We start from the raw sequence: 19,053 nt of genomic DNA, 5'->3' as shown, positions 1-19,053 counted from the left end.
CAGCCTTGCGCTAAAATTGCTCAGCCCGGCCTTTGTGCCGGGCTTATTTTTCTACCGGTTCAACACTTGTTGATCCCGCCCTTCGACACCCGCACGGTCTCCGATTACACTCAGCCGAAGTTTTCTTGTGAAAGGCTGTCTCATGACCTCATTCCCGCTGACTCATCTTGAAGTCTGTATTGATAACATCGAATCACTTCATGCCGCGCAACAAGGCGGTGCCACCCGCATTGAACTGTGTTCGTCACTCTCGCTGGGCGGACTCACACCGAGCCTCGGCTTCATGCGTCAGGCTGCGCGTACTGCAAAGATTCCGGTGTATGCCATGATCCGCCCCCGTCAGGGCGACTTTCTGTTTTCCGACGAAGACCTGGAGATCATGCTGGCTGATATTCACGCCGCCAAACAGGCGGGGTTGCAAGGCGTGGTGATTGGCGTCCTGACCCGGGATGGTCAGATTGATACAGTTCAATTATCTGCACTGATGCAAGCAGCGCAGGGACTGGGCGTCACCTTCCATCGCGCCATTGATCAGTGTGCTGATTACCATGAGGCGCTTGATATCCTGATGAGCGCCGGATGTGAGCGCGTACTCACTTCCGGACTAAAGGCCAGTGCCCTGGAAGGCGCGGATACCTTGGCAGACATGGTTCGCTACTGCGGTAACCGTCTCAGCATTATGGCCGGTGCCGGTGTCACCGCCGACAACGCCGCACAAATTCTGTCTCGTACCGGTGTCAGAGAGCTGCATTTATCCGGCAAGCACACAAGGCCAAGCCAGATGATGCATGTGGCTTCAGAAGCACATATGGGCAGTCAGGACGTGGATGACTTTGCGATTCCGGTGACCAGCAGCGAGAAAATTGCAGCCGTGCTGCGTGCACTCCGTTCTTAAACATCCTCTCCGCTCTCTACCGGGAGCGGAGTCATCAAAACAACCACCATAGTCAATCGATCACATAACTGTTGCATCAAACACGCTATGATTAAGCTTGAAGTCAGCGAACAGGAATGTGATGCGTTATATGTCTAATCAACAATTTGAAAGCAAACTCAAGAAAAAAGACTATGAAAGCGAGCTGGAACGACTCCAAATCGAGCTGGTGAAATGCCAGGAATGGGTGAAACAGGAAGGCTTACGCGTTGTCGTGATTTTTGAAGGCCGGGATGCAGCAGGCAAAGGCGGCACCATCAAGCGGATCACTGAAAAGCTCAACCCGCGTGTATGTCGAGTGGTCGCCTTACCTAAACCCACCGAAAAAGAACGCTCCCAATGGTATTTCCAGCGGTATGTCGAGCAACTTCCGGCGGCGGGTGAAATCGTCCTGTTCGACCGGAGTTGGTACAACCGGGCCGGGGTCGAAAAGGTGATGGGCTTTTGTACCGGTGAGGAGTACGAAGAGTTTCTGCTGGCCTGCCCTGAATTCGAACGTATGCTGCAACGCGCTGGCATCATCTTAATCAAGTACTGGTTTTCCGTTTCCGACGAAGAGCAGGAAAAACGCTTCCTGGAGCGAATCAACACCCCAATTAAACGCTGGAAGTTCAGCCCAATGGATCTGGAGTCCCGTTCCCGCTGGGCAGATTATTCAGCTGCCAAAGACAAGATGTTTGCCCATACCGATACCAAACAGAGCCCCTGGTGGGTCATTGACAGCGACGACAAGAAAAAAGCCCGTATCAACTGCATATCCCACCTGTTAAGCCAGATCCCTTACGAAGACATCGAATACCCTGAAATCGTGCTACCGGAGATCAACCAGGAAGGATATTCTCGTCCACCGATGGATGAACAGACCTTTGTGCCTGATCGTTTTGATAAAAATGGCGACTAGTCTCCAGGGCTTATCAGACAGACAGGGAACCATCCGGCTCCCTGTCGTTCAACGATGACTGTCGAGAAGATTTTCCATTTCCTGCGGGCTGGTATGGCGAATATCCTTCCCTTTCACGAAATAGATAATGTATTCACAGATGTTCTGGCAGCGATCCCCAACCCGCTCGATCGACCGAGCTGACCACATCACCTGCAGCACGTTCGGAATTGAGCGCGGATCTTCCATCATATAAGTCATCAACTGACGGATAATCGCTTCATATTCCCTATCAATCCGATCATCTTCCTGATACACACGAATCGCCGCTTTCACATCCATCCGTGCAAAAGCATCCAGCACTTCATGCAGCATCCGGGCGGCATGTTGACCCAGCGCTTCCAGCGACACCAGCAGGTTGTATTGCTTATTGGTGAAGTTTTCCAGCGCAACTTTAGCAATGCTTTCTGCCACATCGCCGATCCGCTCCAGATCCGTGATAGTTTTGATAATCGCAATCACCAGACGTAAATCACTGGCCGTCGGCTGTCGCTTGGCAATGATCCGGGTACAGGCCTCATCAATGGCGACCTCCATGGCATTCACCTTGTGATCATCTTTGATCACCCGTCGGGCCAAATCCACATCCTGCTTGTGCATGGCTTTCAGAGCATCCGTCAGTTGCTGCTCAACCAGCCCACCCATCGCCAGCACATGGGTACGGATGCTTTCCAGTTCCGCATTAAACTGACCGGAGATATGGCGGCTAAGGCTTAAATTATCCAATCTGTCACTCCTCAGCCATACCGGCCAGTAATATAATCTTCAGTGCGTTTCTCTTTCGGGGTGGTGAAAATATCATTGGTCGACGCATATTCCACCAGCTCACCCATATGCATAAAAGCTGTATTGTCCGAAACCCGGGCCGCCTGCTGCATGTTATGCGTGACGATAATCACCGTATACTTTCTCTTGAGATCGTTAATCAACTCTTCAATGGTCAGGGTCGAAATCGGGTCCAGCGCCGACGTTGGCTCATCCAGCAGGATCACTTCAGGTTCAATAGCAATCGCACGGGCAATCACCAGACGCTGCTGCTGACCACCAGACAAACCAAAGGCATTCTCATGTAAACGGTCTTTCACCTCGTCCCACAACGCCGCACCACGCAGAGAGTTTTCCACGGCATCATCTAATACCCGGGTGTTTTTCACCCCTTGCAGGCGCAGGCCGTACACCACGTTTTCATAAATCGACTTGGGAAACGGGTTCGGTCGTTGAAACACCATACCAACCCGACGGCGTAAAGCGGCCACATCCACATCCTGATCATAGATGTTTCGGCCATGCAGCAGGATTTGACCTTCCACCCGACACCCTTCCACCAGCTCGTTCATCCGGTTCATACAACGAAGAAGTGTTGATTTCCCACAGCCGGACGGACCGATAAACGCCGTGACCTGCCCTTTGGCAATCTTCATGTCGATATGATACAGCGCCTGTTTCTGACCATAGAACAAATCCAACCCGTCAATGGTCAGGGCCGTTTTCTCCTCGGATAATGCGGTCAGATCGACTGGCTTGAGCAAGTCCATACTGGCGTTGAATGAAAACATCTACATCCTTCTCGTTATTGTTCCAGATCGCGGAATTTCTCCCGCAGGTGATTACGAATCCCGATTGCGGTCAGGTTCAACCCCACAATCACAGTCACCAGCAACAGTGACGTCGCATAGACCAGCGGCCGGGCTGCCTCAACATTCGGACTTTGAAAGCCCACATCATAAATATGGTAGCCAAGATGCATGAACTTCCGATCTAAATGCAGATACGGAAACTGCGCATCAACGGGCAGTGAAGGGGCCATTTTCACGACCCCGACCAGCATCAGCGGTGCAACTTCACCGGCAGCCCTTGCAACTGCGAGAATCAGTCCGGTCATAATGGCCGGACTGGCCATTGGAATCACAATCCGCCACAACGTTTCCGCCTGTGTCGCCCCTAAGGCCAGCGAACCATGGCGAATCGAAGGGGGTATCCGTGCCAGCCCCTCTTCGGTTGACACAATCACAACCGGTAAAGTCAAAATGGCCAGGGTCAGTGCCGACCATAGAATGCCCGGCGTTCCGAAGGTCGGAGCCGGCAGCTGATCAGAAAAGAAAATCTCATCAATGGTGCCGCCAACCATATACACAAAAAAGCCCAGACCAAACACCCCATACACAATCGAAGGGACACCGGCCAGATTAATCACCGCCACCCGAATCAGACGAGTAAACCGATTCTGCTCCGCATATTCATGTAAGTATATTGCTGCCAGTACCCCGAGTGGCGTGACAATGACACTCATCAGTAACACCATCAGCACCGTTCCGAAAATGGCCGGGAACACCCCCCCTTCCGTATTGGCTTCGCGGGGTGCATCGGTCACAAAGTGCCCGATCTGACGGCCCCAGTGCGCCACTTTTTCAGGCAGTGACATATCGTTGGGATACCAGAGATACAAAATCTCGGCCAGCGGGATTCGAACTGTCTGCCCCTGCGCATCTTTCACCAGCAGCGCCTGTCCATCCAGTGTTTGCCTCATCTGCGCCAGCTGTTGCGTCACCGTGTCTAACTTCGCCTGTATGGTCTGCTGCGTTGTTTCTGAAGCCGTGTTGCCATGCTGACTTTTCATTCCCGCCAGCTGCCGGTACAACGGAATATACTGGCTGTCATTCAGTTCCCGGATGGCTTCACGCATCACCTCCGCTTCTGTCAGCCAGGTTTCCAGCATCGTCAGCGATGACACTTCATGGCGGGTATGACCATCCACCACAGCCTGTGGATAGCCGTAGAACTTACCGTTCCGCACTCTGTCCATCACAGCCACCCCGCGGGCAACGGTTTGTGACTGAATCTGAGTCGCCAGCACAGTCACGAAATCCAGATCAGCCAGTTCCCGGTTACCGGTTTTAATCAGGTAGCGATCAATGGTTGGACTATCATTGCCCTTCAGCGTGTAGCCCGCCTCCAGCAATTGCTGGCGCGGCACGGCTTTGGTTTCATAAATTTCGCCCAGCACAACCTGTTGCCGGTCGGCCATCGCCACCGAGAACTGGTATACAGGCGCTGGCCAGAAGTAGCTTAACCCCTGCCAGCCAATCATCAGCAATAATCCCAGCACCGCCAGCAGACTGAGACTGACCGAGCCTGCGGTCAGCCAGATCCAGGGCGATCCGAAACGCATCCATTTCAACATTAATTCTGCAACTCAGCCTAAGCCCCGGCACTCACAGCGACTTGTATTTCTCACGCAGTCGCTGACGGACAATCTCTGCCAGGGTATTGAAGAAAAAAGTAAAGACAAACAAGACAAAGGCCGCCAGAAAAAGCACCCGGTAATGGGCACTGCCCACTTCCGACTCCGGCATTTCAATCGCAATAGTCGCCGACAACGTCCGCAAGCCTTCCAGCACATTCCAGTCCATCATCGGCGTATTTCCCGTCGCCATCAGCACGATCATCGTCTCTCCGACCGCACGGCCCAGCCCCATCATCACCGCAGAGAAAATGCCGGGACTTGCGGTGAGCAGGACAACGCGAGTCAGGGTTTGCCAGGAAGTTGCCCCCAGCGCCAGCGAGCCATGACTCAGATGAGACGGCACGGAATAAATCGCATCTTCAGCAATCGTAAAAATCGTCGGGATCACCGCAAATCCCATCGCAATCCCCACCACCAGCGCATTGCGCTGATCGTATCCGATGCCCCAGACATTCGTCAGATAACTGCGAATATCCCCGGCAAAAAATGCCTGCTCAATCCACGGACTGAGTGAAAAACAAAGCCAGACAGCCGCCACCGACACCGGCATCAGTAACAAAATATGCAGCCCGGTTGGCACCCGGCGATGCCAGCCGCCGGGAAGTGCAGCCCAGCCCAGACCAACCCCCATCATTGCCAGCGGTAAGATCACCACACACAGGACAATCCCAATCAAATGATTTTCAACAATGGGGGCCAGCCAGATCCCGGCTAAAAAGCCCAGAATCACCGTCGGCAAGGCTTCCATAATTTCAACTGTCGGTTTCACCACCCGGCGCATTTTCGTGGACATAAAATACGCCGTATAAACCGCCCCGGCCAGCGCCAGCGGAATGGCAAAACACAGCGCATAAAAGGCCGCTTTCAAGGTCCCGAACACAATCGGCATCAGGCTCAGCTTTGGCTCCGCCTCATCAGATGCAGACGTTGACTGCCAGACATAGTCCGGTTCGGGATACCCTTCATACCAGACCTTCTGCCACAGACTACTGAAACTGACTTCAGGATAAGGATTCTCTACACGGAACAGTTGCCATTGTTCCCCCGTGATCGCAAGCAGGCGATTCGCACGGGAGGAGACCACCAGATGGTCCGGTATCTGGCTGAACAGCGACTGGCTCAGTACCGGCGCGGCGTTATCCGAAGTGAAAAAGACCTTCAGCTGGCCGTCATCCTGCAAAGCAAAAAAGCCTTTTCGATAATATTCAGGTACCAGATGACGGAAAGCGCCATCCACCGCAGTGCCGTCCTTGGTCACATTGTCCTTGGCCACACTGTCCTTCGCCGTACTGTCATTTGCAGCAGTGCCCTCAGCCACAAATGTTCGGGCAGCAATCAGCTGACGCTGACTGTCTTTCACCACTTCAAACCATTGAGTCACCCGACCGTCCGAGCCGGTGATCAACAGCGAATTCGCGCCAGACAGCGCCGTCATCGCAACCGGTGTGGCGTTTTCAGAACCCACATCCTGACGCAAACGAATCTGAGCCTGAGGCGTCTGTACATCAATCGCCTGCACTTGCTGGCCTGTCAGCACATAGAGGGTACGGCCATCCGGCGTGGCGATCATCGCCTTGATATCACCCGGGATATCCGGCATCGTCACCCGCTGTTCCTGCCAGACATCCGTATCAGTATTCAGAGCATGGCTGCGGGAATAGGTCAATGCAACGAAACGCTGATCCCGGGTCAGCCCGATGAGCGTCGCCACGTCATCCCGAACAGAGATCGCCAGCCGCGCTAAAGGCTGCCGCTCCGGATCTAACTGGATATAGGATTGACCCAGGGGATACGAAACACTCAGCCCCCCCTGACGAATCAAAGGTCTGATCACACGGATCCCCCCAATTTCGTCACCATAGGCATAAGCATTCTCATGAGGCAGTGCCGCAGCAAAGCTGGTCGGATGCGCCATGGCGGATAAATGTTTACGGGTATCCGGATGTGCCGCATGCGCGAGCGGTACCAGACTGACCTGTCCGTCCGATGCAAAGTGAAAGGCGTAGGTATTCTGCTCATTCAAGCGAACAGCCTGCGTCCCGGACAGCGGTGCAGTAAACGACTGCAGTGACGTGATCCGGGCGGGCGAAAAAACAGGCACGATCACATAGAGCAGATAGAAAAAGATCAGAACAAGCGTTAAAAGGACAGATATTCCACCGGCAATCACACTAAAACGCGCCACCCTGTCTTTCAATTGACGGCGACGACTATCGTTCGTCAAAAATGCACCGGCATCTGCCATTCTCACCCCATGAAAATTACAAACTGACAAAGTATATGCCTGTAAGATGACAATTATATTACACCTTCAGTAAGTTTCTCATTTGTCGGATAAAACTGCGCAGTAGATTAAACGTTGACATCAAAGTGTCATAAAACATGAATAATCTGAAGGCTTTATGACGGCAGCCGTATTCTGGTAACTCAATGCATATCCTGTCTGGACATAATCTGAGGGTGGTCAGATAATGAATTGAACCGCTACCAGAAGGAGACGCGACATGAAACATCTTGTTATCACTGTCATCGGCCAGGATCGCCCGGGGTTAGTCGGGGCTTTATCAGACACTGTCTATCAACATCAGGGAAACTGGCTGGGCAGTAGCATGAGCAAGCTGGCCGGACAGTTCGCCGGAATCCTCCAGGTGGATGTCCCCGAGGGGTCTGTCAAATCGCTGCGTCAGGCGATGTCGAAACTGGACGGACTGAACATTCATATCGCTGAAGACAGCCACACCTCACCTGCACCCAAACAGCTGCAAACACTCACGGTCACCGGCAATGACCGTCCCGGCATTGTGAAAGAAGTGACCACCCGCCTCAGTGAGCTTGGTATCAATATTTATAAACTCAAAACCGATACCCATAGTGCGCCCAACTGGGGTTACCCCATTTTCACCGCATGGTTCGAGCTCGAAATCCCTGCGTCGCTTTCGGTCGCGACAGTCCAGCAACAACTGGAAAGCCTGGCTGATGACCTGACCATTGATTTTGAAGAACCCGAGGGGATTGAAGTCCATTAATTGCTCTTGTTAGGAAAACTATGAGTACTGAACCGCTATATATTGACAAAGAACTTAGCTGGCTGTCATTTAACGAACGTGTCCTGCAGGAAGCCGCGGATAAGTCCGTCCCCCTGATTGAACGCGTTCGTTTTCTGGGCATTTTTTCCAGCAATACGGATGAATTTTATAAAGTTCGCTTCGCCGATGTAAAACGGCGTATTCTCATCAGCCAGGAGCGCGGTGGCGATGAAAATGCCAAGCACCTGCTGAGCAAGATCCAAAGCCGGGTTCTCAAAATGAATCAGGACTTCGATACCCTGTATAACGAAATCCTGCTGGAAATGGCCCGGCGCAACATTTTTCTGGTCAATGAACAGCAAATTGACGACAACCAGGCCGATTGGCTGAAACGCTATTTTCGCAGCTCGATTCTGCCCCATGTCACCCCGATTTTGCTGACAGACGACATTGATCTGCTGCAGTTTCTGAAAGATGAATACTCCTATCTTGCGATAGATATGAAGCAGGGAGAATCCAGCCAGTATGCCCTGATTGAGATCCCAACCGATCAACTCCCGCGCTTCATTAAAGTCCCCGAAGCCAAAGGGAAAAACCGGAAAACCCTGATCCTTTTAGATAACATTATCCGGCTCTGCTTAGATGATATCTTCAACGGCTTTTTTGATTACGACAGCCTGTCCGCTTACTCCATGAAGATGACCCGGGACGCGGAATACGATCTCAGCCAGGAGGTCGATCACAGCCTGCTGGAGCAAATGTCTGAAGGCCTGAATCAGCGTCTGACGGCCATGCCGGTTCGTTTTGTGTATCAGCGGGATATGCCGGGCGAAATGATTGAGAAACTGAGTAACCTGCTCAAGGTGTCCAGTTACGACAGCATCATTCCGGGGGGACGCTACCATAACTTCAAAGACTTCATCAGCTTCCCGAATATCGGCCGGAAATATCTGGAAAATAAACCGTTGCCGTCCCTCGACAGCTATCACTTTGTCAGCGCACGCAATGCATTCGAGGCCATTAAGGCACAGGATATCCTGCTGTATTACCCTTACCACTCCTTTAATCACATGACGGAATTTGTCCGTCAGGCCGCATTTGACCCAAAGGTTCGCAGTATCCACATCAACATTTACCGGGTCGCAAAAAATTCACGCATCATTGATTCCATGATTGATGCGGCCAACAACGGAAAACAGGTCACGGTCGTCGTAGAACTGCAGGCCCGGTTTGACGAAGAAGCGAATATTGAGTGGGCCAGACGCCTGACCGAATCAGATGTGCGTGTTGTCTTCGGCGTTCCCGGACTGAAAATCCACTCAAAATTGTGTCTGGTGACACGTCAGGAAGACGATGCAATCGTCCGCTATGCCCATGTCGGAACCGGGAACTTCCACGAGAAAACCGCCCGTATTTACACCGACTTTTCACTCTTTACCGCCGACCCTGAACTGACCAACGAAGTCCGCCAGGTCTTCAGTTTTATTCAGAACCCTTATCGCCCGGTGAAATTCAATCAGTTAATTGTGTCTCCCCGGAACTCCCGTAGCCGGATGTATGAACTGATTGACAATGAAATTGCCAATGCCAAGCAAAAACTGCCATCGGGCATTACACTGAAGGTAAACAATCTGGTGGATAAAGGGCTGATTAATCGCTTGTATCAAGCCAGCAGTGTGGGTGTGAAGATCAATATGATCATCCGTGGGATGTGTTCTCTGATTCCGGGGATCCCGGGGGTCAGCGATAACATCAAAATCATCAGCATCGTCGATCGCTTCTTGGAGCACCCACGAGTCATGGTGTTTGAGAACAATGGCGATCCCGAGGTTTATATTTCATCTGCCGATTGGATGACCCGAAACATCGACAACCGGATTGAAGTCGGCTGCCCGATTCGTCATCCCGACCTGAAACAACAGATCATTGATATTCTGAACATCCAGTTTTCTGATACCGTCAAGGCCCGGATTCTGGATAAATCAATGAGCAACGAGTACGTACCGCGCGGGAATAAACGGAAGATCCGATCTCAGATTGAAATCTACGATTACCTGAAACAGTCTGAGAAAAAGCGACAAAAACAGGCCAGCCTGAAGGCTGAAGAAATCATCACTGAGAACAACGAAAACGCCGCATGATAGAAATTGATCGTCCCCGAGAAATTGCAGCCATCGATATGGGCTCCAACAGCTTCCATATGGTTGTTGCCCGGGTGGTCGGCCACAGCCTGCAGATCGTCAGCCGCCACAAACAGCGTGTGCATCTGGCTGACGGCCTGAATGACAACATGGAACTGGATCAGGCTGCCATTCAGCGTGGCCTGAGTTGTCTGGCGATGTTTGCCGAACGGATACAGGGTTTCGACCCGGAAAATGTCCGCATTGCCGCCACATACACCCTGCGTCAGGCCAGCAATGCCCATGTATTTCTGATGCGGGCAGAAAGTGTGCTGCCTTACCCGATTGAAATCATTCCGGGCACCGAAGAAGCCAGGCTGATTTTTCTGGGGGTTGCCCATACCCAGCATGAGCCGGGCCAGAAACTGGTTGTTGATATCGGCGGCGGCAGCACTGAGCTGATTATCGGTGAGGGATTTGAGCCCAAGCTGCAATACAGCAAACATATGGGCTGTGTCAGCTACAACCAGCACTACTTCCCCGAGGGAAAAATTTCCGCCAAAGCCATGGCAAAAGCGCAAATGGCCGCGCTGCAAAAAATGGAAAGCATCGCCAGCAAGTACAAAAAACTGGGCTGGGAAGCAGCCATCGGGGCTTCCGGCACCATCAAAGCCATTCGTGAAGTGATCATCGCGCAGGGGCATGCCGATGGCATCATCACCAAAGAGCGACTGGATGAAGTCGTCAAACTGGTCACTGCCTGCAAACAGAGTGATGAACTGGCGCTGCCGGGTCTCACCGATGACCGAAAACCCGTGTTTGCTGCCGGTGTCGCGATTCTGAGTGCGATCTTCACAGCACTGAAAATCGACAGTATGGCCTTTTCGGATGGTGCACTGCGTGAAGGGCTACTCTACGAAATGGAAGAGCGATTCCGTCACAGTGATATCCGTAGCCGGACAGCCATCGCCATGGCCACCCAGTACAATGTCGATATTGAACAGGCCACCCGAGTCCGGGATACCGCCGAGCAAATCTACCGTCAGGCATCCTCCAACGGTACAACCACTGAACTGGCGGCCTTGCTGCGCTGGGGGGCCCAGCTCCACGAAGTCGGCCTCAGCATCAGTTATCCGGGTTTTCATCGTCATTCCGCCTATCTGTTGCGACACTGCACCATGCCGGGCTTCAACCTGGAAGAACAAACCGTCCTGGCGACCCTGGTCCGCTTTCAGCGCAAATCACTCAAACTCGACGAAATGCCCGAGCTGAGTATCTATAAACGCAAACACCTTTACCCGATGATCCGGGCATTGCGGCTGGCCGTCGCCCTGCATGGCCAACGGACTGACGAAGCGTTACCTTCCATGGTTCTGACAGCGGATAAAGAAAAGTGGTTGCTCAGCCTGCCTGATGGCTGGCAGACCAACAACCGGTTACTGGCCGCAGACCTGACCAAAGAGCAGGACTACTGGCGAAAAGCAGGTTGGGAGCTTGTCATCCAGCCGCTTGAGGACATGGAATAACCCCTCTGACACAACGTGTCTAACGCACACAAATCTAACACGCACAAAAAACGCGGCTGTCGAGCCGCGTTTTTTTCTATTGAATTAATCCAGTCCTAATGCTGCCAGCTCTCTGGCCACCACCACCGGAGGTAATGACACATAGCCGTCTTTATCGACCATCTGCTGCCCTTGCTGAGACAGCACAAAGCGCAGAAATTCCGCCTCCGGCTTCGGCAAAGGCTTCCCCGGGACTTTATTAATATAAATGTAAAGATATCGGGCCAGCGGATAACTGCCGTTCACCACATTCTCTTTCGTCGCAGCAATGAAAGGGCCACTTCCCTGAGCTATCGGAATGGCGCGGATCCCGGTGGTCCGGTAGCCAATCCCCGAATAGCCAATGGCATTGAGCGATGTGGAGACCGACTGCACCACAGAAGCGGAGCCCGGCTGTTCATTCACGTCCTGACGAAAATCACCGTTGCACAAAGCTTTTTGCTTAAAATAACCATAAGTACCCGACACCGAATTCCGCCCGAATCGCTGAATATCCCGCTGTGCCCAACGGCCCGTCAGCCCCAGTTGGCCCCAGTGTGTGACTGGCTGGTTCGCCCCACAGCGCAACGTCCGGGAAAACACTGCATCCAGTTGCTGGAACCGAAGACCGGGCAACGGATTATCTTCATGAACAAAAACGGCCAGTGCATCAATCGCAACCCGAACTGCGGTCGGCGAATAACCATAATGATGCTCAAAAGCGGCGATTTCACGCGCCTTCATCGGACGACTCATCGGGCCAAGCTGCGCCGTAGCTTCTGTCAATGCCGTTGGTGCCGTTGACGAACCCGCCGCCTGTACCTGCACATGCACGGTTGGATAAAGATGCATAAACGCTTCAGACCAGTAGGTCATCAGGTTGGCAAAGGTATCCGAGCCGACTGAGTTCAATGTTCCGGTTACACCCTGGACGCTCTGATATGGGGTCAGTTCTGGGCTCAGTTCTGAGATCAGTTCTGAGCCGGATTCTGTCTTCGGTTCAGATGACAGTGTCTGGCTGTCAGCCAATCCCGGAGCAGCCATCAGGACACTCAATACCCCCAGTATGCTCAGTCTGCCTTTCAATCCCCAACCTCTGTGTTTCATGTACGACTCTACTGCCTCCACCCTCAAAGGGGTTACCACGCTTGTTGACTCATTTTAAAACCGGGCGCATCCCCGCGCCGGAATCACTTCCTCAGGCTGCTTTGGCCGTCAGCCGTTGCGGCAGAGTAAAGGAGAAAGTACTCCCCTCACCAACCACACTTTCAATTTCCAGGAAGGAATCATGATGACTGAGTGCATGCTTGACAATCGCCAGCCCCAGACCACTGCCCCCGGTTTCCCGGGAACGGGCTTTGTCGACCCGGTAAAAACGTTCGGTCAGGCGGTGAATATGCTGCGGCTCAATCCCGCTGCCGGTATCTGTGACTTCCAGCCGAGGCCCTTTTGACGACAGGAACCAGCGCACCGTGACTTTACACTTCGGTGGGGTATGTTTGACTGCATTGTAAACCAGATTTGAAATAGCACTGCGCAACTGGTCTGCATCACCCAGCACCTGAAGCCCCTCGTCCACTTCAAATTCAAAGACCTGATCTTTATCGCCGCTGAGCGAAATCGCTTCTTTCTCCAGCACATCCAGCATGGCCGGGACATTGACCTTATCTTCCAGATCCAGATGCGGCGCGGCCTCAATTTTAGACAGCGTCAGTAACTGTTCGACCAGAGAATTCATCCGGGTCAGCTGTTCTGTCATCACGCCATGGGCTTTTTCCCACATCGGGCCAATCAGCATGTCCGGGTCGCGCGACATTTCCAGATAACCCTGCAAGACCGTCATCGGCGTCCGCAGTTCATGAGACACATTGGCAAAAAAGTTACGGCGCATACCTTCCAGTTGTTTGAGCTGAGAAATATCACGCACCACCATCAGGTATTCTCCCTCGGTGTAGCGCATGATCCGCAGTTCAAGTGTCCGGTCGTAGTTCAGCGGTGAAGTGATCTCAAGCGGATCTTCAAAATCCTGACGGGCCAGATAACGGACAAAATCCGGGCTGCGCAACAGATTACTGACCGGCTGACCCGCATCTTCCGGCCAGCGCAAGCCAAGCAGTTGCTGCGCCAGTTTCGTGCACCAGACAATATTGCCTTCACTGCGAAACACCACCACGGCATCCGGCAGGGATTCTGCACCATTGCGGAAACGGCGGATCAGTGTGGCCAGTTCGCGGCGGCGACGGCGGTTGCGCTGCTGCAAACGATAGATCCCGTTAAAGAGCGGTTCCCAGCTCCCCGATCCGGAAGGTGGCGTCAGGCTGCGGTCAGTCCACAGCCAGTGGGACATTTTCAGCTGATGATGACAATGCCAGCCCAGTAAAATCCAGCTGGCGGCCAGCAGAAACCAAGGCATGTAACCGAAGATCAGACCCAGAATCACCCAGGGCAAATAAAAAAAAGCCAGTTCTCTGACCAGCTTTTTCCAGGACAAGCGTTCTACCATTCATGTCTCCCGCCAGCCGTTGCGGTCATTGATGACCGGACAACCAACGCCTGGCATTTCAATCGTCTGTTGCTGTTAAACCCGGGTAGAAAAACGATAACCGGCACCCCGGACCGTCTGAACCATTTTATCGTGTCCGCCGGATTCCAGCGCTTTTCGTAAGCGACGGATATGTACGTCTACAGTCCGGTCTTCCACGTACACATTGGTGCCCCAGACATTATTCAGTAACTGCTCACGGCTATAGACACGTTCCTGATGGGTCATAAAGAAATGCAGCATCTTGAATTCTGTCGGTCCCATTTCCAGCGGTGCTTCATTTGAGGTCACACGGTGGGACACAGGGTCCAGTTTCAGCCCCTGCACATCAATCACCTCATCCAGAGAGGTTGGCGACACACGGCGCATGACGGCTTTCAAACGTGCCATCAGTTCTTTCGGGGAGAATGGCTTGGTGATGTAATCATCCGCGCCGACTTCCAGACCACGGACTTTGTCTTCCTCTTCGCCACGTGCTGTCAGCATCACCACAGGAATGTTCCGGGTCACTTCATCGCGCTTCAGGTGTTTGATCAAATTGATCCCTGAACCACCCGGCAGCATCCAATCGAGCAGGATCAGCTCAGGAAAAGGCTCACAGATTTTTTCCAGTGCGGAATCGTAATCTTCAGCTTCAATCGCCTGGTAGCCTTTTTGTTCCAGTACAAAGCACAGCATTTCGCGGATTGGTGCTTCATCCTCTACCACAAGAATCCGTCTAACCATAGTTTCAATACCTAAGTCATAGCTCTCTGTCGGGCGCCATTATCCGGATTAAGTATGACACTTTTGTGACCAGAGGAGCAGTTATCCGCAAAAGCTTAATGCGGTTGCTGTTCAATCGTCACCTTATCCGACTCAGGCGATTGGCCTGTCCTGTACCCATCTGCTTGCCTGAACAACAGATCAACAGCCCAGCGTGACGCGATCAGCCCTGAACACAGATCCGGCTGCGCCCGCCTCCCATCGCTTCCACAGCGACCTGCACGCCAATCCGCTCCACCAGTGTGCTCACATGAGAAATCACCCCAATCTGGCGGCCATCGGCCTGCAGTGCGTCCAGACAGGCCAGCGCCATTTCCAGACAGTCCGGATCCAGCGTACCGAAGCCCTCGTCAATAAAGAGTGATCCCAGTTGTCGGGTATCTGCAGCCAGTGACGCAAGCGCCAGCGCCAGTGACAGTGAGACCAGAAAACTCTCGCCGCCGGACAGTGACTCAACACTGCGCACTTCATCCCCCATATCATGGTCAATCACCTGTAAGGCCAGCGGACTGCCCGGCACCGGTTGCAGCGCATAGCGCGGTGCCAGATCGCTCAGATGCTCGTTCGCCAGCAGGACCAGCTGCTGAAGGGTTAATCCCTGCGCCAGCGTGCGGAACTTACTCCCGCTTGAGGAACCAATCAGCTCACTCATCTCCAGCCACAATTCAGTGTGTTGTTGCTGTTGCTGCAACTGACGGGTCAGCGCACCGGCCTGTTGCTCAGCCAGCTCGGCCTGAGCCAGACGCTGGCGCTGGCTGAAGTGCTGCTCTTCGAGCTGCTGTTTTTCACTCTGCCACTGTGTCAGATGCGTCGCCTGCTGATCAGGCGTGAGTGCAATCTTATGTTCGCCGAACCAATGTCGGGCCACATCAGCCACCGGCTGGTGTTCTTTCAATGCCTGCTCCCGCTCAGACAGACGTGTCTGCGCAGCCGCCAGTGCCTGTTCAATGGCTTTCAGGGCTGTTTTTTCCTGTGCGACCCAGTCTTCATCCCGGCTGAGCAAGGCCACCAGCTCACTTTCTGTCATTCCTAATTTCTGGTGCCAACTTTGCCATTTCTGACCGATGACATCATATTCAGTTTCTGCATCGCTCAGTTGTTGCTGAACACTTTTCAACGCCGACTGAGATGCGGCGTACGCCTCTCCTGCTTGTCGCTGCTGCTGTTCACTGGTACTCACCGCCTGCCGGGCGTTTTCAATCAAGTTCTTCTGCTGCATTTCCAGGGGAGCCAGTGGCTGCTCACCCACCAATGCTTGTCGCTCCTGCCACAAGTGTTGGATTTGATGAAACAATCCCGCCTGTTTCTCTTCAATCTCACGCTGCTGCTTTTGCAGGTTCTGAAGCCGGGTTTGCCCTTGTGTCAGCTCTGGAACCAATTCATGCAGTTGCTTCTCCGTACTGTGCAGTTCCTGCTGCCATTGCCGGTACGCTTCAACCTGCTGATTCAACTGCAACCTATATTGTTCTTCCCCAAGTTCTCGCAGCCCCGCCAGCCACGCGTCGCTGCCGAACTGCTGATTCAGAGCCTCTGCCCTTTGGCCGAGCACCGCATGCCATTCTTGCTGCTGTTCTTCCAGCGAAGCCAGCCTTGCCTGTCGGCCGGCTTCCGCCTGAGCGAGCTGATGCAGTTCATGAGATAAACGGGATTCCGCCTGAGCCAGTTGCTGAAGTTGCAGCTCAATCGCGCGTCCCTGCTTCAGTCGATTCTGGCCCGCTTCATACTGCTGCTGAAGATGCTGCAGCGTCAGATGCAATTGCTCAGTCTCATGCTGCCATGTGTGCTGTTGCTCCCTTAATGCAGCGACCGTGATGTCAGCGGAAAGCGAAATCTCCAGCGATTGCGCCTGAGCACATGCCTGCGCAGACGTTTTCTCAGACACGGCCTGAATGCTGGCTAATTCATCGTTCATCACAGCCAGACGCTGCGTATACTGCGGCAACAGTTGCTCAAGGTGATGACGTTCACCGTCCAGCTCCTGATACTGTTTTGTCAGCGCCTGACGGCGTTGATGCTGCTGCTCCAGCAGACTTTCAACCGCCGGATGTTGCGCCGCATAAGGATGATCTGCACCACCACAGAGCGGGCATGGCTCGTCCGGTTTGAGTAAACTGCGATAATCCGTCAGTTGCAGTACGGCCTGATTTTGCTGGAACTGATACTCTGATTCTTCAATGCGCGCAGAGAGCAGTTTCATTTCCGGAGCGAGTGCCTGCAATCGCTGTTCGGCAGTCTGGCGAGCCTGATTCAGTTCCTGCTGTTCCTGTACAAGCCGCCCTTCACGCTCCAGCAGGCCACTCCATTCCTGCGCCTGTCCTATCAGTTGCCGCAGCCCATCTAAACGCTGCTGACTGAGACGATGATCCCGCTGATTTTGGTCCTGCGCCGCTTCCAGCGCAGTCAGATCCAGTTCAGCCAGTTGCTGCTCCAACTGGTGTTTCTGTTTCAGCGAGCGCTCACTTTCCTGCTTGAATTTGTGCTCCTGCAGCTGAAATGCCTGCTGATCCTGCAGCGCTTGCTGACGCTCTTTTCCAAACCGGCTCAGTGTACGGTGGGCACTCAGATATTGTTTCAGGTTGTCCTGAACAGACGGAAACTGCTCAGCAATCACGGCCAGCGCCTGGTTCTGTTCGAGGCTGACGGACAACTGCTGACAACGCGCCTGAAGCCCTTGCTGCTCAGCCAGCTTTTTCTGGTACTCGCGGTCTTCCTGTGCCCATTGCTGCTGCAATGACTGAGCTTCCTGAGTCAGAGACTGATGCTGTTGTTCCAGACCGTCCTTTTTTTGATCCAGAACTTGTGCCTGCTTGAGCTTGGGTTCCAGCTGCTGCCACGCTTGTTGCACCTGATTCAAAGACTGTTGCGACTGCTGCACAGCCGCATCAGCCTGGTGTTGCTGCTGCTGGTGATTTACCAGTGTCTGCTGCGCGGTGGTGAGCGACTGTTTCAGACGCTCAATCTGCTGTCCGGACTGATTCAGCCACGTAAAATCCGCACGAGCAGGCTGCGCCTTGTCGAGTTGCTCCAGATACGCACTCCGAGGCGCGGCCTGTTCGCACTGTATTTTTGCCTCCGCCAGCGCCTGCACACTCTGGGTCATGCGTTCCTGCAACGCTGTTTCAGTCGAAATGGCCTGCTGATGCTGTCTGAATTCTGCAAGCCGGCTGTCGCAGGCCGTCAACTGAGACTTCAGGACAGTGATTTCCTCACTCAGTTGCTGCTTTTCTTCCTCACTGAGCAGTGCAATATCACCCAGTTTTTCCTGTAACTGGGCCAGTTTTTGCTTTTCTTCCCGAGCTTTTTCAAACGCAGCCACAGACAACCGCGCATAAATTTCACCACCGGTCATTTTCTCCAGCAGCGTCGCCCGCTCATCAGCACCAGCTTTGAGGAAAGCGGCAAACTCGCCCTGTGGCAGCATGACCGCACGGCGGAACTGATCAAAAGTCAGGCCAATCAGTCGTTCAATTTCAGCCTGCACTTCCTGCTTTTTCCCGGCAAAGCGCTGACCGCTTGCCAGATTTTCCAGCCACTGTTCCGCCGCCTGCACACGACCTTCGGCATTGCCTCTGGCCCGGCGCACCTGCCAGCGGGCGCGCCAGTGCGTGCCATCATTGGCCTGAAAATCGACCTCGGCAAAGGCTTCTGCTTTACCGCGCGACAAAATGCTACGCACATCATTGGCTCTGATCCGGTTGTTGTCTTCGCCACGACCAATTTCAGCATCATTTTTTTTATTCGACTGCAACCGCGGCATCCGGTCATACAGCGCCAGACAGATGGCATCCAGCAAGGTCGATTTCCCTGCCCCGGTTTTTCCGGTAATCGCAAACAGGCCAGCATCCCCCAGCCGACCATTGGCAAAATCAATCTCAAACTGTGTTTGCAGGCTGGCGAGATTCTCGCCTCTCAGCGCCAGAATTTTCATGGTATCCGTC

General features: G+C 53.4%; 13 protein-coding genes. 5 read left to right on the top strand and 8 right to left on the bottom strand.

The window, feature by feature from the left end; translation table 11 throughout:
* The first annotated feature begins 142 nt into the window (after nucleotides 1-142).
* Both EA58_RS08865 and ppk2 read left to right on the top strand, forming a co-directional pair.
* Nucleotides 143-895: a copper homeostasis protein CutC gene (locus EA58_RS08865; RefSeq protein WP_036751500.1), complete on the top strand. Its 753-nt coding sequence runs from the start codon at nucleotides 143-145 to the stop codon at nucleotides 893-895.
* A gap of 130 nt (nucleotides 896-1,025) precedes the next feature.
* Nucleotides 1,026-1,835 carry a polyphosphate kinase 2 gene (gene ppk2, locus EA58_RS08860; protein ID WP_036751623.1) on the top strand — a complete coding sequence of 270 codons (810 nt, stop codon included), beginning with the start codon at nucleotides 1,026-1,028 and terminating at the stop codon, nucleotides 1,833-1,835.
* A 48-nt stretch (nucleotides 1,836-1,883) separates the two neighbouring features.
* Here ppk2 and phoU read toward each other — a convergent pair whose 3' ends face one another.
* Genes phoU through EA58_RS08840 form a run of 4 tightly spaced genes read right to left on the bottom strand, consistent with a single transcriptional unit; the run spans nucleotide 1,884 to nucleotide 7,363 of the window.
* Nucleotides 1,884-2,600 (bottom strand): phosphate signaling complex protein PhoU, encoded by a 717-nt coding sequence (gene phoU, locus EA58_RS08855; RefSeq protein WP_036751498.1) that lies wholly within the window; start codon nucleotides 2,598-2,600, stop codon nucleotides 1,884-1,886.
* Nucleotides 2,601-2,611: 11 nt separating this feature from the next.
* Nucleotides 2,612-3,430, bottom strand: coding sequence for a phosphate ABC transporter ATP-binding protein PstB (gene pstB / locus EA58_RS08850; RefSeq protein WP_036751496.1), 819 nt, complete (start codon nucleotides 3,428-3,430; stop codon nucleotides 2,612-2,614).
* 14 nt (nucleotides 3,431-3,444) lie between these two features.
* Nucleotides 3,445-5,055, bottom strand: coding sequence for a phosphate ABC transporter permease PstA (gene pstA, locus EA58_RS08845; protein ID WP_036751494.1), 1,611 nt, complete (start codon nucleotides 5,053-5,055; stop codon nucleotides 3,445-3,447).
* A gap of 31 nt (nucleotides 5,056-5,086) precedes the next feature.
* On the bottom strand, nucleotides 5,087-7,363 hold the full coding sequence (locus tag EA58_RS08840; protein WP_051641970.1) for an ABC transporter permease subunit: 2,277 nt from the start codon (nucleotides 7,361-7,363) through the stop codon (nucleotides 5,087-5,089).
* A gap of 259 nt (nucleotides 7,364-7,622) precedes the next feature.
* Between EA58_RS08840 and EA58_RS08835 the strand changes: the two genes are divergently transcribed.
* The 3 genes from EA58_RS08835 to ppx are packed head-to-tail and all read left to right on the top strand — an operon-like array spanning nucleotide 7,623 to nucleotide 11,790.
* Nucleotides 7,623-8,144, top strand: a complete 522-nt coding sequence (locus tag EA58_RS08835; RefSeq protein WP_036751492.1) for a glycine cleavage system transcriptional repressor — start codon at nucleotides 7,623-7,625, stop codon at nucleotides 8,142-8,144.
* Between the two features lie 20 nt (nucleotides 8,145-8,164).
* On the top strand, nucleotides 8,165-10,285 hold the full coding sequence (ppk1, locus tag EA58_RS08830) for a polyphosphate kinase 1 (protein WP_036751490.1): 2,121 nt from the start codon (nucleotides 8,165-8,167) through the stop codon (nucleotides 10,283-10,285).
* The gene (gene ppx, locus EA58_RS08825; protein WP_036751488.1) at nucleotides 10,282-11,790 is read left to right on the top strand and encodes an exopolyphosphatase; all 1,509 of its coding nucleotides are present in this window, start codon (nucleotides 10,282-10,284) and stop codon (nucleotides 11,788-11,790) included. Before ppk1 ends, ppx begins: the two co-directional genes overlap by 4 nt.
* A gap of 84 nt (nucleotides 11,791-11,874) precedes the next feature.
* Here ppx and EA58_RS08820 read toward each other — a convergent pair whose 3' ends face one another.
* The 4 genes from EA58_RS08820 to EA58_RS08805 form a co-directional block, all read right to left on the bottom strand.
* Nucleotides 11,875-12,915, bottom strand: a complete 1,041-nt coding sequence (locus tag EA58_RS08820; RefSeq protein WP_036751486.1) for a PstS family phosphate ABC transporter substrate-binding protein — start codon at nucleotides 12,913-12,915, stop codon at nucleotides 11,875-11,877.
* Nucleotides 12,916-13,006: 91 nt separating this feature from the next.
* On the bottom strand, nucleotides 13,007-14,311 hold the full coding sequence (gene phoR / locus EA58_RS08815) for a phosphate regulon sensor histidine kinase PhoR (RefSeq protein WP_036751484.1): 1,305 nt from the start codon (nucleotides 14,309-14,311) through the stop codon (nucleotides 13,007-13,009).
* Nucleotides 14,312-14,386: 75 nt separating this feature from the next.
* Nucleotides 14,387-15,076, bottom strand: a complete 690-nt coding sequence (gene phoB, locus EA58_RS08810; RefSeq protein ID WP_036751482.1) for a phosphate regulon transcriptional regulator PhoB — start codon at nucleotides 15,074-15,076, stop codon at nucleotides 14,387-14,389.
* Between the two features lie 202 nt (nucleotides 15,077-15,278).
* Complete coding sequence (locus EA58_RS08805) at nucleotides 15,279-19,043, bottom strand: AAA family ATPase (RefSeq protein ID WP_036751480.1); 3,765 nt, start codon at nucleotides 19,041-19,043, stop codon at nucleotides 15,279-15,281.
* Nucleotides 19,044-19,053 lie beyond the last annotated feature (10 nt).

The sequence above is a fragment of the Photobacterium galatheae genome, from assembly GCF_000695255.1.
Taxonomy (GTDB): domain Bacteria; phylum Pseudomonadota; class Gammaproteobacteria; order Enterobacterales; family Vibrionaceae; genus Photobacterium; species Photobacterium galatheae.
This window is presented reverse-complemented; position numbering and strand designations above follow the sequence as displayed.

Bases quoted from the DNA above. Each gene is read 5' to 3' on its own strand.
- EA58_RS08865 (WP_036751500.1), top strand. From the start codon at position 143: ATGACCTCATTCCCGCTGACTCATCTTGAAGTCTGTATTGATAACATC.
- ppk2 (WP_036751623.1), top strand. From the start codon at position 1,026: ATGTCTAATCAACAATTTGAAAGCAAACTCAAGAAAAAAGACTATGAA.
- pstB (WP_036751496.1), bottom strand. From the start codon at position 3,430: ATGTTTTCATTCAACGCCAGTATGGACTTGCTCAAGCCAGTCGATCTG.
- pstA (WP_036751494.1), bottom strand. From the start codon at position 5,055: ATGTTGAAATGGATGCGTTTCGGATCGCCCTGGATCTGGCTGACCGCA.
- EA58_RS08840 (WP_051641970.1), bottom strand. From the start codon at position 7,363: ATGGCAGATGCCGGTGCATTTTTGACGAACGATAGTCGTCGCCGTCAA.
- EA58_RS08835 (WP_036751492.1), top strand. From the start codon at position 7,623: ATGAAACATCTTGTTATCACTGTCATCGGCCAGGATCGCCCGGGGTTA.
- ppk1 (WP_036751490.1), top strand. From the start codon at position 8,165: ATGAGTACTGAACCGCTATATATTGACAAAGAACTTAGCTGGCTGTCA.
- ppx (WP_036751488.1), top strand. From the start codon at position 10,282: ATGATAGAAATTGATCGTCCCCGAGAAATTGCAGCCATCGATATGGGC.
- EA58_RS08820 (WP_036751486.1), bottom strand. From the start codon at position 12,915: ATGAAACACAGAGGTTGGGGATTGAAAGGCAGACTGAGCATACTGGGG.
- phoR (WP_036751484.1), bottom strand. From the start codon at position 14,311: ATGGTAGAACGCTTGTCCTGGAAAAAGCTGGTCAGAGAACTGGCTTTT.
- phoB (WP_036751482.1), bottom strand. From the start codon at position 15,076: ATGGTTAGACGGATTCTTGTGGTAGAGGATGAAGCACCAATCCGCGAA.
- EA58_RS08805 (WP_036751480.1), bottom strand. From the start codon at position 19,043: ATGAAAATTCTGGCGCTGAGAGGCGAGAATCTCGCCAGCCTGCAAACA.